Origin of the sequence: Streptomyces griseosporeus (genome assembly GCF_014656055.1) — a bacterium.
GTDB classification, from domain to species: Bacteria; Actinomycetota; Actinomycetes; order Streptomycetales; family Streptomycetaceae; genus Streptomyces; species Streptomyces griseosporeus.
In genome coordinates this window covers 300,075-314,102 of the sequence record NZ_BNBR01000001.1, presented here as the reverse complement: position 1 = coordinate 314,102, position 14,028 = coordinate 300,075, and the positions used below count along the sequence as shown (strand labels likewise).

Here is a 14,028-nt window from a genome sequence, read left to right as displayed (position 1 = left end):
CGCGTACGGCGGTTCAGGCCCCGCGGACGGCGGTCAGGCCCCGCGTACGGCGAGGGAGCGGCCCAGCCGGTTGGCGGTCTGCGAGCGGATCACCAGGCCGCACTCCCGCAGGAGGCGGTGGAGGGCGGGGGCGCTGAACGACTCCGAGCAGAAGCCCCGCGCGCCCCGGAAGACGGCGCCGCCGTAACGGCCCTGGGCCGGCTCCGCCAGACCTGTCACGCAGCGGGCGTAGTAGGCCCTGCGTACGGCGGTGGTGCGGGGCTGCTCGTTGAAGACGGAGATGAGGATGGTGCCGCCCAGCGCACGCAGCCCCGTCAGCGCGCGCCGGGGGTCGGGGAGGTTCCCCAGGAGGTTGAACGGAAGCACGATCAGAGGGCGCCGGCCGGGGACCTGCGCCGACCAGCGCACGGACTCCTGCGCGTCGCCGACCAGGGTGGTGGCCTGGGCGTCGAGTCCTTCGTCACGGATGCGCTCGCGGAGTGCGGCCACCGCGGTGCCGTTGACGTCCACGCCGCAGTACGGGATCCCGGCGGCCCTCGCCACCTCCAGGGCCCGCCCGTCGAAGCAGCCGAGTTCGACGACCGCGTCGCACCGCTCGGCCACCGCCGCCTGGAACGCCGCCAGACACTCCAACTGCAGGAAGGCCAGGACCTCGTCGGGGAAGTGGGCCACGCTCATGATCGCGCAGGCGCCGCTGCCGTCCCGGTAGAAGTCGTCGAGGTACCCGGCGGACAGGGGGTGCAGTGCCGGTTCCGGGGCGGCGAGCAACCTGGTGCCTGTCATCGGGCGGCCAGCGTCTTGGTGAAGTACGCGGTGTCGAAGTACTCGTGCATGCGCGTGATCCGGCCGTCCGCCACCGTGTAGACGGACACGATGGCGTTCTCGTAGGGAACCTTGTCCTTCGTCACGGAGCGGGAGAGGCACTCGACGGCGACCTGCTCCCCGTCGGCGATCATGCTGCGCACCTCGATCGTGTAGCCGGCGTCCGGGTCGAAGAGCTCGCCCAGCGGCAGGAGGAAGCCGCCCACCACCGCGTCGCGCCCCTTCCACGTCCCGGACACCGGGTGGTCGCCGGCGATGCGGAACTCCACGTCGTCGGCGAGGAGTTCCAGGACGGTGGCGGCGTCACGGTCCGCGATCGCGCGCAGGTAGCGCTCGACGGTGGCCTTGGTTCCGTTCGCGGGGCTGTTCACGAGTGACCTCCGAGCTCGGGAACGGCAACCGGCTGGTCCGCTCCGGGGTAGATGAGTGTTCTGCGCAGCAGTCCCGCGAGGACGGCGCTGGGCATGACGCGGGCGGCGCTGTCGCGCAGCAGGCGCGCGGCGGGGTGCTCCAGCTGCTCCAGGCGGGCCATGGAACGCGAGACCTCGACCATCGTGCGGGTCCGGTCGCGCTGGACGTCCTCGTACGAGCGCAGCGCGGCGGTCAGTCCGCCGATCCGGTCGGCCGCGTTCAGCTGCCCGGCCAGTACGACAGCGTCCTCGATGGAGGAGCTGCCGCCCTGGGCCAGGCTCGGCAGCATCGGGTGGGCGGCGTCGCCCAGCAGCGTCACGCGGCCGTCGCCCCACTGGTCCAGGAAGGGCCGGTCCTGGCAGGGCGTGGCCATGATGGCGGACTGGGGTGTGGCGCGTACCACCGCGGTGACCTCGTCGGCCCAGCCCGCGTAGGTGCGCAGGATCTCGGCCTTGTCGACGGTATGGGTGCGGGCGGCACGCTCGGGCACGTTCAGGCTGCCCCACCAGTAGAACCGTCCGTGCCCCACGTCATGGATGCCGAAGCGGCGGCCCGCGCCCCAGTAGTGTCCGCTGAAACCCGTCGGGAACTTGGGGTGGGCGAACTCGGTGATGGCCAGCCAGCACAGGAAGCCGCCGTAGCGAGGGGCGGACGGCCCGGTTCCGGCGACCTGGCCCCGGATCACCGAACGGATGCCGTCGGCACCGACGAGCACGTCGCCGTACGCCTCGCTGCCGTCGATGAACCGGACCCGCACACCGTCGTCCGACGTCTCGTAGCCCAGCGCGGTCGCGCCCAGGGTGAGGGGGGTGTCGCCCGCGGCCTCCCACAGCGCTTCCTGCAGGTCCCCGCGGTACAGGCAGATGGTGGGGGCGCCGGCCTCGCGGTCGACGCGGGCGTGCGGGAGGTCGAACAGAGGGCGCCCGGTGGGCGTCATGAACTTCATCTGCTCGACCACCTGGCCGCGCCGTGCCAGGCCGAGGTCGAGCCCGAGGGTGGCCAGCGCGCGGATGGCGTTGGCGCCCACGGAGATACCGAAACCGGCGGGCTTGAGCGCCGGCGCCCGCTCGTAGATCTCGACGTCCATGCCGATCCGGCGCAGCGCGACGGCGGCGGCGAGACCGCCGATGCCCGCGCCGATGACGAGGGCCTTCTTCCCGACGGCACCACCAGCCATGTCAGTACCTCCCTGTGATGTGAGCCGACGGCGTCGGACGGCGTTCCGCGGTGTCGGCGCCGGTCGCCTCGGTGAGGACCGCCGCGACGTGGCGTACGTACGGGTCCTGCACGATCTGCATGTGGTCCCCCGGCACGTCCACGACGCGGACGTGACCCGTGGTCAGCCGCCGCCAGCCGTTGGCCGGTTCGTGGTAGAGGCTTCCGGCGCGGTCGTGCACGGGTTTGAGCACGTCGGGCAGCGAACCTTGCGCGCGGATCAGGACGAGGTCCTGGTCGGTGGGGGCGGGCCGCCAGTCGATGAGGGCGTCCCAGTTCGCGCGGAACATCTCGAAGACGCGGCGCAGGGAGGTGTCGGCGTCGTGGGCGGCGAGCATGCCGGTGCGTACGGCGAGTTCGCGGACGCTCGCGTAGGCGTCGTCCTCGTCGCGCAGGGCGCGGAACGCGTCGGCCGGCACGTCGCCGCCGCGGTCCAGCCAGAGCAGTTCCCAGAAGAACCAGGTCATGAGGGACAGCCCGTCGACCTCGGGGCGGCCGGTGCTGTGGTCCAGGGCGTCGGAGTCGATGAGGAGCACCTCCGCGACCTCTTCGCCGGCGGCCCTCAGCTGGGCGGCCATCTCGAAGGCGATGTGCCCGCCGAAGGACCAGCCGCCGAGGGTGTACGGACCGTGCGGCTGGACAGCGCGCATCGCGGCGACGTAACTGCGGGCGATCTCCGGGACGGTGCGCAAGGGCGCGGTGCCCGGCGCGAGTCCGGCCGCCTGGAAGCCGTAGAGCGGCTGGTCGGGCGGGAGTGCCCGGGCCAGCGGCAGGTAGCACAGCACGTTGCCGCCGGTGGGGTGCGCGAGGAACACCGGGCGCCGCGTTCCGGAGTTCCGCAGGGCGATCAAGGGGCCTTGTACGGCGGCGGATCCGGCCTCGCCGGCCCTGAGGTACGCGGCCAGTTCCGCGATCGTGGGCGCCGTGATCAGGGCCGAGACCGGAACGGCCGTGCCCAGGGCCTGTTCGATGCGGATGACCAGGCGCATGACGGTCAGGGAGGTCGCACCCAGCTGGAACAGGTCGTCGTGGGCTCCCACCGCGGGCAGTTGGAGCGTCTCCGCGGCGATCTCGGCCAGCCGCCGTTCCAGCGCGTCGGACGGAGCGGCGGAGGTGAGCGCACGGCGGGTGAGCGGGATGCGGCGCAGGGCGGCGTCGTCGCGCTTCCCGCTGGGGGTGCGGGGGAGGACGGGCAGGCACTCCAGGTGCGAGGGGACCATGTGGCCCGGCAGTTGGGCGCGCAGCTCCCGCCGGGTCGCGTCCAGGTCGACGCTGCCCGGGTCGGCGACGAGGAACGCGGCCAGGAACGAGGTCGGGCCCTCGCCCCGGGCCACCACCGCGGCCTCGCTGACGCCCGCGGCGCGGGCGGAGGGTGTCGCGGTGAGATGGAGTTCGACCTCGGCCGGTTCGATGCGGAAACCGCGGATCTTGACCTGGGTGTCCGTGCGGCCGAGGCAGACGATGTCGCCGCCGGGGAGGGTGTAGCCGAGGTCGCCGGTGCGGTAGGCCCGCGGGCCGGCAGGGTGGCCGGGCCGGGCGGGGAGTTCGACGAAGCGCTCCGCTGTCAGGTCCGGCTGTCCCTCGTAACCGTCGGCCAGGCACGCACCCATGGCGTAGATCTCGCCCGTGGCGCCGACGGGCAGCGGGCGCAGCGCGCGGTCCAGGACGGTGACCTCGCTGCCGTCTACGGCGGTCCCGATGGGCGGCAGCGCGGGATAGCGGGCCGGGTCGCCGGTCATGGTGAAGCCGGTGACGATGTGGGTCTCGGTGGGCCCGTACTGGTTCTCCAGGAGGACGCCGGGCGTCGGGAGCGCCGCGCACAGGCGGCGGATCTCGTCGGTGACCCGCAGTTGTTCCCCCGCCGAGATGATCACCCGGAGCGCACGGGGCACCAGGCCGAGTGCGACGGAGGTCTCCGCGAGCTGCTGCAGGGCCACGTAGGGGAGGAAGAGGCGCTCGACACGCTCGCGGTCGAGCAGGCGCAGCAGGGCGGGGAAGTCCAGGCGCTGTTCCTCGCTGACGAGCTGCAGCGGGGCACCGGCGCACAGCGTCGCGAAGATCTCCTGGAGGTGGACGTCGAAGCCCAGTGCGGAGAACTGCAGCGTGGGGCCGGTCACCGCGCCGCTGGGGATCCGGTTCTGCCAGTCGACCAGGCTCGACAGAGCCCGGTGCGGCATGGCGACGGCTTTGGGCACGCCGGTGGAACCGGAGGTGCACAGGACGTAGCAGGTGTCGGCGGGGCGGATCGGTGGCGGCTCGAAGGAGTCGGTGGCCGAGGGGGCGGGCACGGACTCGGCCGCGAGCTGCGGTACGTCGCCCAGCAATCCGGCATGGTGCCGCTGCGTGACGACGGTGAACGGCCGGACCGCCTCGATCATCGCGGAGATACGGGCCGCCGGGTAGCCGGGGTCCAGCGGGGCGACGGCACATCCGGCGCGGAGCACGCCGAGGACAGCCGCGACGTACTCAGGGCAGCGGTCCATGGCGATCCCGACCCGGGCGCCCGGAAAGGCGCCGTCGGCCAGCAGCCGACGGGCGATCACGTCCGAGGTCCGGTCCAGGCGGCGGTAGGTCCAGCGCTGGTCCTCGAAGGCGAGGGCGATCGCGTCGGGCGTCTCCTCGGCACGGGCGTGGACGACCCGCGCCAGGTCGGTGTACGCCGCCCCCGCGTCCTCGGCGGGCCGCGCGTCCGGCTCCGGGGTCAGGAAGGCCAGGTCGGCCTGCTCGTCGGGGTGGGTGACGAGGCGCTCCAGGACCCGCAGGCAGGTGTCCGTGAACAGTTCGGCCTGGCCGGTGGTGAAGGCGCGCCCGTCGCAGTCCAGGCTGAGCCACAGGTTGCCGTCGACGGGGTGGACGACGGCACTGACCAGCAGGCTCATCCCGCTCTCCTCCCACGTGCGCACGGACAGCAGGTCCAGCCCGGGCAGCCGCCGCAGCGCTTCCAGGGCGTGCAGGTGCACGTAGTTGAACGCGGTGTCGAGCAGCGGGCCGCCGAAGTCCTCCTCGATGCGGTGGAGCGGGTAATGGCGGTGCGCGTAGCTGTCCTGCTCGTGACGGAAGACGTCCCGGACGTGGTCCACCAGGCTGCGCGGGGCGGCGTCGACCCGGACCGGCAGGGTGTTGAGGAACAGCCCGGCGGTGCGGTCGGCGCCGGGCAGCTCGGAGCGGCCGTGCACGACCAGGCCCGTCGTCACGTCGTCCTGACCGGACAGCAGCCGAAGCGTCAGGGTGTACGCCGCGAACAGCGCCGATTTCAGGGGCAGTCCGTGGGTGCGGCCGAAGTCGCGCAGCCGGTCGTGCAGGCCGTCCGGCAGGGGGGTCAGCCGGGTGAAGCGCCCGGTGCCGCGGGGCGGCTCGGCGGTGGCGAACCGGGGCAGTTGCAGGGGTGTGGCCCCTTGCAGCCGTTCCTCCCAATAGGCGCGGGCGTCCGTCGAGCGCAGCGCCTCCAGCTCCGCGGCCACGTAGAGCGCCGGTGACGGCGGGGGCGCGGCACCGGCGGCGTCGACGTCCGCGCCCAGCCTGTGCAGATAGTCCTGCAGCAGTTCGCCCATCAGGCCGGCCACGCTGCCACCGTCCAGGACGGCGTGGTGGAAGCCGAGGACGAGGTCGACGCGGTCGGCCCGGGCGTGAGCGCGCAGTTGGTGCAGTGGCCCGGCCTCGAAGTCGTAGCGGTGGTGGCGCCGTTCCTCGACGTACCGGGCCAGCTCGGCGTCCGCCTCGGCCTCGCTCGCCGCCCGCAGGTCGCGGCATTCGAGTCCGCCGGGAGCCTGGTGGAGCACGATCTGGAGCGGCTCACCGAAGCCGGTCAGCGAGATGACGGAGCGCAGCGCGGGGTGCCGGGCCGTCAGCCGGTCGTAGGCGCGGCGCAGCCGCTCCTCGTCCCAGGGCATCCGCAGGCCGTAGTGGAAGACGTCCCGGTAGGGGCCCAGGTCCTGCGGGCCGGGGCCCTCCGCGTCCGCGGACGCGGAGCGAAGGCTGTGGTAGACCATGCCCAACTGCAGGCGGCTGAGCGGAAAGGCGTCCTGCGCTCCGTGCCGGACGTGCCGGTCGGCGTGCGCGACCAGCGCGAAGGGCGCGAGCGCCGGCCGCTCGCCGGCCGGCCGGGTGTGCTCCGCCAGCGCGGCCACCGTCGGGTACCGCATCAGGTCGCGGATCTCGAACCGCAGCCCGCGCCGTTCCGCCTCGGCCTGCACCCGCAGGGCCAGCAAGGAGTCCCCACCCAGGGCGTAGAAGTCGTCGTGGACCGCGACCTGGGCGCCCAGGACCTGTGACCAGACGGCGACCAGGAGGGACTCGGCGCCCGCACGTGGCGGCCGGGAGGGCTCCGCCGCGTGCTCCGGCGCCGGCAGCGCGGCCCGGTCCAGCTTCCCGTTCGGCGTCAGCGGCAGCGCCTCGACCCGGGTCCAGAAGGCGGGTATCAGGTGGTCCGGCAGGCTGCGGGCCAGTTCCGTACGGAGCTGCGCCGGGGAGATCTCATGCTCGCCGGCCCAGTACGCCACCAGATGGGTGCCCCGCTCCGGCGTCGTCCGGGCCACGACCGCCGCGGCACGCACCCCCGCGACGGCCGTCAGCGCGGCCTGGACCTCGCCCGGCTCGACCCGGTGTCCACGGATCTTGACCTGGTCGTCGATCCTGCCGAGGAACTCGAACCGGCCGCCCGCCGTCCGGCGGGCCAGGTCGCCGGTGCGGTACAGCCGGCCGCCGGGCGTGAACGGGTCGGCGGTGAACCGTTCACGGCTCAGCTCCGGCCGACCCAGGTAGCCGCGGGCCACCTGGACCCCGCCGATGCACAACTCGCCCGGAACACCGACCGGTTGGGGCTCGTCGCCCGGACCGAGCACGTACAGCTGGGTGTTGTCCACCGGATGGCCGATCGGAACCGGCGCCCCGCCCTGTGCGGGGTGGTCCGAGCAGTCGTAACAGGAGACGTCGACGGTGGCCTCGGTCGGACCGTAGAGGTTCACCAGCCGCGGGGGCCGCTCTAGGACGGCGAAGAGGCTGTTGAACCGGTGGACCAGGCCCGGCGTGAGCGCCTCACCGCTGGAGAACACGTACCGCAGGGACGCCGCCTCGGACAGCGACGCGGGCTCGTCCTCCAGCATGTCGAGGAACGGGCCGAGCATGGCGGGCACGAAGTGCACCACGGTGACGCGGTGTTCGGCGACCGCACGCAGAATCTCCCGCGGGTCGCGGTGGGCCCTGGGCGGCAGCATGGCCACCGCCGCGCCGGACGCCGCCCACCAGAACAGCTCCCACACGGACACGTCGAACGTGGCCGGCGTCTTCTGCAGGATCACGTCGTGCGGGCCGATCGGGTAGCGGCGCTGCATCCACGCGAGGCGGTTGACGACGGACCGGTGCTCGACCATGACGCCCTTGGGGCCGCCCGTCGAACCGGAGGTGTAGATGACGTACGCGAGGTTGTCGTCGGCCACGTGATCGGCCACGTCGTCGGCCGCTTCGTAGGACACCTCACCGTCCGATGTGCCGCTCGGCGTGTGGAGGCCGTCGACGCGGATCACCGGCACGGCAGTTCCGGGCGGCACCAGGGGAGCGGTCGACTCCTCGACGAGTAGCGCCGCGGCCCCGCTGTCACGCAGCAGGTACGCGATGCGCTCCGCCGGGTACTCGGCGTCGACGGGCACGTAGCCCGCCCCGGTGCGTAGCGTGCCCAGCAGGGCCGCCGGCAGCGCGGGGCCCCGCTCGACGAGCACCGCGACCCGGTCCTCCGCCGCCACCCCGGCGCGCCGCAGGGCGTCCGCCACCTGGCCCGCATGCGTGTCGAGCGCGGCGTACGTGGTGCTGCCGGCACCTGACACCGCGACGCGGTCGGGCGTGCGCCGGGCCTGCTCCGCGAACAGGCCGTGCACCGTTGCGCCTTCGGGAAGCGGTACGGCCGGCCCGTGCGCGGCGAGGAGCGCGTCCGCCCGCCCGGCGGAGTCCAGGAGCGGGATGCGGGACGCGGGCCGGCGGGGGACGGCCAGGCCGTGCCGGATCAGGGTGTGCAGATGCTCCGCCACCCGCGCCGGGGGCAGTCCGTCGTCGAACACGTCCGGCGCGGAGTCGAGTTCGATGCGCAGCAGGTCCGTGTTCCGGTGGTGGACGACCAGGATCGCCAGCGCGTCCTGGTCGTGGCGGCGCTGGTGACCGGTGCGCTCCTGGACCAGGCCCGCGACGTCGGGCAGCTCGGGCAGGTTCAGGTAGGAGACGGTGGTGTCGAAGAGCTGCCGCCGCCCGTCACCGGATGCGGCGGGCCGGGGCATGTCTCCCAGTGCGAGCCGTTCGTGGTGACGGTACGCGCGGACGTCGGCGGCGACCCGGCCGGCCATGGATTCGAGCGTGTCGGCCGGCCCGACCGGGACTAACAGCGGCAGCGTGGTGGCGAAGTGCCCCACGGTGGCGGCGTGCCGCGGGCCGCGCCGGTTGAGGAACGCGACACCGAGCATCGCCGAGTCGGTGCCGTGCAGGCGGGCGAGGTACGTGCCGAGTGCCGCGGCGACGTAGGAGAAGACGGACGTGCCGGTGGCCCGGATCGCGGCCACTTCCTCGGGCTCCAGGGTGACGGACACGCGCCGGTCCCCGCCGGGGGGTGCCGGGCGCCGGGCGAAGAGCGCCGGGACCGCGCCGTTCAGGCGCTCACGGAAGAAGTCCTGGTCAGCCTGGTGCTCGGGGGAGCCGCGGTAGGCGAGGTCCTCGTCGACGAAGGAACGGTACGACGGACAGGGGTCACCGGGGGCGCTGGGTGCACCGAGTGTGCTGGGTTCATCGGGTGCGCCGGGACGGGAACCGTCCCTGATATGGCTCTCGTAGTGGGCCAGCACCCGAGTCAGGAACAGGTCGAGCGCATAGCCGTCCGCCACGATGTGGTGGGCGCGCAGGACGATGTGGACGGTCTCCGCGTCCTGCCGCAGCAGCATCGGGTGGAACAGCCGGTCGGTCCGCAGGCGCAGGGGCACCGTGAGCGCGGCGTCCACGGCCCGGCGACAGGCCGCCGCCGGGTCCGGCGCACCGGACAGGTCGAGCACCTCGACGGGCAGCGGCTCGTGGCCGACCCACTGGTAGGGGACGCCGTCGGCCTCACCGAACCGGGTGAGCAGTGCGTCGTGCCGGCGGGTCACGCGGTCCAGGCTCCCGGCCAGCACGTCGATGTCCACCGGCCCGTGCAACCGCTGGTGACCGGCGATGGTGAACTGCGCCGACTCCTCGCCGGAGCGGCACACCGTCCAGATGTCCCGCTGGTGGGCGCTGAGCGGGAAACGCTCGTCCAGCCGCAGCAGGCTCCGCTCGCCCTGCACGTGCTTGGTGTCCCCCATGCCATGCCTTTCCCCCGGGCCGACGGTTCGGCGAAGACGGTTTCAGTACGGACTAAAGGCCCTCCGAAGTGGCTCCGCCCCCGACATCGCCCAGCGGCCGTGGGCCGGGCTCACACTCCGCGCCGCGATTATGTGGACGCCACGTTCATATTGTGTTTATATGGACTCAGCGTTCACATCCAGTGGAGGAAGACCATGAGCACCTCTGTCAGCACCTCGCCCCGTGTCGCACGCGTCGCCCTCGTCACCGGTGCCACCGGCGGTATCGGAGAGGCCGTCGTCGAGCGGCTCGTCGCGGACGGCTTCGCCGTCGCCGTGCACTACGCCGGAAACAAGGGCAAGGCCGAAGCCCTCGTGGAGAAGATCGCCGCGTCCGGCGGCCGGGCCCTCGCGGTCGGCGGTGACGTCGCCGACGAGCAGCAGATGCAGGCTGCGTTCGACGCCGTCGAGACGGCCTTCGGCGGCATCGACGTCGTCGTCAACACCGCCGGGATCATGGTGCTCGCGCCGATCGCCGAGCTGAACCTGGACGACCTGGACCGCATGCACCGCACGAACATCCGCGGCACCTTCGTCGTCTCCCAGCAGGCCGCCCGCCGGGTTCGCCGGGGCGGCGCGATCATCAACGTCTCCACGTCCGTCACCCGCACCCAGCTCCCCACCTACGGCGCCTACGTGGCGAGCAAGGCGGCCGTCGAGAGCATCACCCTGATCCTCGCCCGGGAACTGCGCGGCCGGGACATCACCGTCAACACGGTCGCCCCCGGCCCCGTCGCCACCCCGCTCTTCCTGGAGGGCAAGGACGAGGAGACGATCGGCCGCTTCGCGAAGGCCGCCCCGCTGGAGCGCCTGGGCGAGCCGCGCGACATCGCCGAGTCGGTCGCCTTCCTCGCCGGCCCCGCCCGCTGGGTCAACGGCCAGGTCCTCTACTCCAACGGCGGCCTCGCCTGACGCGGACCGGCGTAGCGGCACCGCCGCCGCGCGACGGACAGCGCCGGGGGCTGTTCAGATCCCGGCATCCGACACCCCGTATCCGAAGCCCGCCACCCAGAGTCCGGCACCCGAGATCCGGGATCCGACATCCGCCACCCGACTGGAAGAGACCATGCCATCCGTCGTTCTCATCACCGGCGCCGCCACCGGCATCGGCAACCTCACGGCCCGCGCGCTCGCCGCCGCCGGCCACACCGTCTACGCCAGCATGCGCGACCTCCACGGCCGCAACGCCGGCCGCGCGCGGGAACTCCTGGACCTCGGGCGCAGCGAGGGGCAGGACATCCGCGTCGTCGAACTCGACGTGCAGTCCGACTCCTCGGCCGAGGCGGCCGTCGCCACCGTCCTCGACGAGGCCGGACGGCTCGACACGGTCGTCCACAACGCCGGACACCTCTACGTCGGATACGTCGAGGCGTTCACCCCGGACGACATCCACCGCCTCCTCGACATCAACGCGATCGGCATCCAGCGCGTCAACCGGGCCGCCCTCCCGCACATGCGGGCACGTCGCTCCGGCACCCTCGTCTACGTCGGCAGCACCACCTCCGTCGTGGTCCCGCCCTTCCTGGGCCCCTACGTGGCGTCGAAGTTCGCCGCCGACGCACTGGCCCAGGTCACCGCCTACGAGGTCGGCCAGTTCGGCATCGAGACCACCATCGTGATGCCGGGCCCCTTCACCCAGGGCACCGAGCACTTCCCCAACGCCGGACACGCGGGCGACGGCGAGCGCACGCGCGCGTACGCCGAGCTGGACCCGCTGGTGGCCCGCAACGAACAGGCGACGGAAGGGCTGTTCCCACCCGGCGTCGACGCCCACCCGCGGGCCGTCGCCGAGGAGATCGCCCGCGTCCTGGCCCTCCCGCACGGTACCCGGCCCTTCCGTACCGTCGTCGACTTCAGTCAGGCCGGGGTCGAGGAGGTCAACGAGGTGCTGCGCCGCGCCCAGGAGGACTTCGTCACCCGCCTCGGCTTCGGCGACCTCCTCCGGGTCAAGGAGACCCGGTCCTGAGCCCGGCTCCGCCGCACGGGCGTCCCCGCCCCGCCGCGCGGCTTCCTACACTGATCCGGTTCCCATGAGCGAAGGAGAGACATCGTGACGAAGCAGGCCGAGGGCGTGGCCGGGCGCGCGGCCCGTGGGCGCGGCCGCCGGCCCGCCGACGAGGTCCGCGCGGACGTCTTCCGCGTGGTGGGGGAGATCCTCCTGGGGGAGGGGATCGCCGACCTCACCTTCGAACGGGTGGCCCGCCTGTCCGGCGTCAGCAAGACGACGCTGTACAAGTGGTGGCCGTCCAAGGGCGCGCTGGCCCTGGACGGCTACTTCCACGCCGTAGAGGAGACCCTGGCGTTCGAGGACACCGGGGACGTCCGCGCCGATCTGCTGAGCCAGCTGCGCGCGTTCGCGCGGGTCATGACCGCGACCCCGGCCGGCCGGGTGGTGACCGAACTGATCGGCCAGTCCCAGACAGACGAGGACCTGGCCGTGGCGTTCCGCTCCCTGTACTCCGGCGAACGGCGGCGCCTGGCCGGCGAGCGGCTCAGGCGCGCCCAGGAGCAGGGCGAGATCCGCGACGACGTCGACGTCCAGGTGCTCGTCGACCAGCTGTGGGGTGCCGTCTACCACCGGCTGCTCATCCCGGACGAGCCCGTCACGGACGCGTTCGTGACCGCGCTGGTGTCCAACCTGATCGACGGGATCACCCCGCCGAGCCCGACACCGCCGAGCCGCTGACGCGGCCCGGCCAGGCCGGGACCGGCGTCCGCTCAGTCGGCCAGGGGTTGCCATTCCGGTGCCAGCACCGACCAGACCTCCGCGTCGTGGCGGACGCCACGGTAGAGGTAGGTCTCGCGCAGAACGCCCTCGCGGGTCATGCCGAGGCGCTTGGCCACGTTGATGCTGGGCGTGTTCTTCGGCGACGCGAACCACTGCACGCGGTGGATGCCGCGTTCACGGAACGCCCAGTCGATGACCACCCGTGCCGCACGTACGACCAGGCCCCGGCCTGTGGCAGCGGGCTCCAGCCAGCAGCCGACCTCGCAGATACCGGCGGCGGCGTCGAATTGCGGGAAGGAGACGCCACCGACGAGGGTGCCGTCGAGCCAGATGCCGTACAGCCGGCCGGTGTCGGAGGCCGCCTTCTCGGCGTAGCGCTGGAGATAGGCGCGGGCGGAGACCAAGTCCGTGGCGAGGTCGGGCAGTTCCATGTGGGCACCGATGAAATCGCGGCCCCGGTCCATGTGCGCGAGGAACTCCTCGGCGTGCCAGGGCTCCAAAGGCCGCAGCTCGGCCCCGTCGCCCAGGGACATCGCGAACATAGCCATCCTTCGAAGTGTGCTGATCCGACCGCCAGATCCTCGCACGCCCGGCCGGCTAGCAGGCTCCCAGGTCTTCCCAGACACCCCACTCGCCGGTGGTGCCCGGCTTGTCGCCCGTCACCCACCACTTGGCGCGCCAGGTGTGCCCGCCGTACGACACGGTGTCACCACCGTGGTAGACCCGTGTGGCGTCCCAGGTCGGTGTGGTGCAGGTGCCGCCGCCTCCGTCGCCGCCTCCCGTGCCGCCGCCGCTGCCTCCGCCGATGTTGACGTCGACGCAGGAGTAGAACGCGTTCGCGGTGTCGGCGATGTTCCAGACGGCGAGCACCTTCTGACGGCCCGTGAAGCCGCCGAAGTTCACCTGCTGGCTCACGTCCGCGGCCGGCTGCTGGTTGTGACCGTCGAACTCGGCGATCTTCTGGCCACCGATGAAGTACTGCCAGTTCGCGGTGGCGTGCCGGGCCGTGTTGTGCCACGTGAAGGTCGCCGTCGTGCCGACCGGGGTGACCTTCCAGCTCTTGCTCTCGTCGTCCAGCTCGGCGTACTCGGCATGACCGCCGCTGCAACTCCGCAGGCCCTTGGGGCCCTCGACACTCTGCGGTTCGTACTTGATCTGGCCGCAGTCGACGACGCCGTCGGCGCACTGCTGCTGCCGGCTCGTGGGCAGCGTCACCCAGCCGTGGGCGCTTGCCGTGCTCGCCGGGAGGCTGACGGCGAGCACGGGAGCGACCAGCGCACCGATCGTGACGGCCGCACGTCTTTTCATGTTCATGCCAGGTCCCTTTCATGTCTGCATCTGCATCTGACCGCGACAAGGTCTAGACCATAGCTCCACGCTCGGCCCGGTCAAGGTTGACTGTTCGGAAGTCCAGGAAATGCCTTCAGAAACACCATGCCGCGGCGGGCGCACCAGCGAGAACGGCGGCGAGCCGGCGGTGACGCCCTGGTGACGCGCCCT

Annotated in this window: 9 protein-coding genes; 3 read left to right on the top strand and 6 right to left on the bottom strand. The window is 72.6% G+C overall.

Annotated features, from left to right (window positions below; translation table 11 throughout):
• Positions 1-33: 33 nt before the first annotated feature.
• Genes IE308_RS01305 through IE308_RS01290 form a run of 4 tightly spaced genes read right to left on the bottom strand, consistent with a single transcriptional unit; the run spans position 34 to position 9,761 of the window.
• Positions 34-783 carry a methyltransferase domain-containing protein gene (locus IE308_RS01305; RefSeq protein ID WP_190216213.1) on the bottom strand — a complete coding sequence of 250 codons (750 nt, stop codon included), beginning with the start codon at positions 781-783 and terminating at the stop codon, positions 34-36.
• Positions 780-1,193, bottom strand: coding sequence for a nuclear transport factor 2 family protein (locus IE308_RS01300; RefSeq protein WP_190216212.1), 414 nt, complete (start codon positions 1,191-1,193; stop codon positions 780-782). The genes IE308_RS01305 and IE308_RS01300 overlap by 4 nt, the downstream gene beginning before the upstream one ends.
• A complete protein-coding gene (locus IE308_RS01295) occupies positions 1,190-2,410 on the bottom strand; it encodes an FAD-dependent monooxygenase (protein WP_190216211.1) in 1,221 nt (406 codons plus the stop codon). Before IE308_RS01295 ends, IE308_RS01300 begins: the two co-directional genes overlap by 4 nt.
• A gap of 1 nt (position 2,411) precedes the next feature.
• Complete coding sequence (locus tag IE308_RS01290) at positions 2,412-9,761, bottom strand: non-ribosomal peptide synthetase (protein ID WP_190216210.1); 7,350 nt, start codon at positions 9,759-9,761, stop codon at positions 2,412-2,414.
• A gap of 195 nt (positions 9,762-9,956) precedes the next feature.
• Between IE308_RS01290 and IE308_RS01285 the strand changes: the two genes are divergently transcribed.
• From IE308_RS01285 to IE308_RS01275, 3 genes are all read left to right on the top strand, one after another.
• Complete coding sequence (locus IE308_RS01285) at positions 9,957-10,712, top strand: SDR family oxidoreductase (protein ID WP_190216209.1); 756 nt, start codon at positions 9,957-9,959, stop codon at positions 10,710-10,712.
• Between the two features lie 154 nt (positions 10,713-10,866).
• A complete protein-coding gene (locus tag IE308_RS01280) occupies positions 10,867-11,766 on the top strand; it encodes an SDR family oxidoreductase (protein ID WP_190216208.1) in 900 nt (299 codons plus the stop codon).
• An 84-nt stretch (positions 11,767-11,850) separates the two neighbouring features.
• The gene (locus tag IE308_RS01275) at positions 11,851-12,486 is read left to right on the top strand and encodes a TetR/AcrR family transcriptional regulator (RefSeq protein ID WP_190216207.1); all 636 of its coding nucleotides are present in this window, start codon (positions 11,851-11,853) and stop codon (positions 12,484-12,486) included.
• A gap of 32 nt (positions 12,487-12,518) precedes the next feature.
• Here IE308_RS01275 and IE308_RS01270 read toward each other — a convergent pair whose 3' ends face one another.
• A complete protein-coding gene (locus tag IE308_RS01270; RefSeq protein WP_190217312.1) occupies positions 12,519-13,070 on the bottom strand; it encodes a GNAT family N-acetyltransferase in 552 nt (183 codons plus the stop codon).
• A 55-nt stretch (positions 13,071-13,125) separates the two neighbouring features.
• Positions 13,126-13,842 (bottom strand): lytic polysaccharide monooxygenase, encoded by a 717-nt coding sequence (locus tag IE308_RS01265; RefSeq protein WP_190216206.1) that lies wholly within the window; start codon positions 13,840-13,842, stop codon positions 13,126-13,128.
• Between the last annotated feature and the right edge of the window lie 186 nt (positions 13,843-14,028).

Bases quoted from the DNA above. Each gene is read 5' to 3' on its own strand.
- IE308_RS01305 (WP_190216213.1), bottom strand. From the start codon at position 783: ATGACAGGCACCAGGTTGCTCGCCGCCCCGGAACCGGCACTGCACCCC.
- IE308_RS01295 (WP_190216211.1), bottom strand. From the start codon at position 2,410: ATGGCTGGTGGTGCCGTCGGGAAGAAGGCCCTCGTCATCGGCGCGGGC.
- IE308_RS01290 (WP_190216210.1), bottom strand. From the start codon at position 9,761: ATGGGGGACACCAAGCACGTGCAGGGCGAGCGGAGCCTGCTGCGGCTG.
- IE308_RS01285 (WP_190216209.1), top strand. From the start codon at position 9,957: ATGAGCACCTCTGTCAGCACCTCGCCCCGTGTCGCACGCGTCGCCCTC.
- IE308_RS01280 (WP_190216208.1), top strand. From the start codon at position 10,867: ATGCCATCCGTCGTTCTCATCACCGGCGCCGCCACCGGCATCGGCAAC.
- IE308_RS01270 (WP_190217312.1), bottom strand. From the start codon at position 13,070: ATGTTCGCGATGTCCCTGGGCGACGGGGCCGAGCTGCGGCCTTTGGAG.
- IE308_RS01265 (WP_190216206.1), bottom strand. From the start codon at position 13,842: ATGAACATGAAAAGACGTGCGGCCGTCACGATCGGTGCGCTGGTCGCT.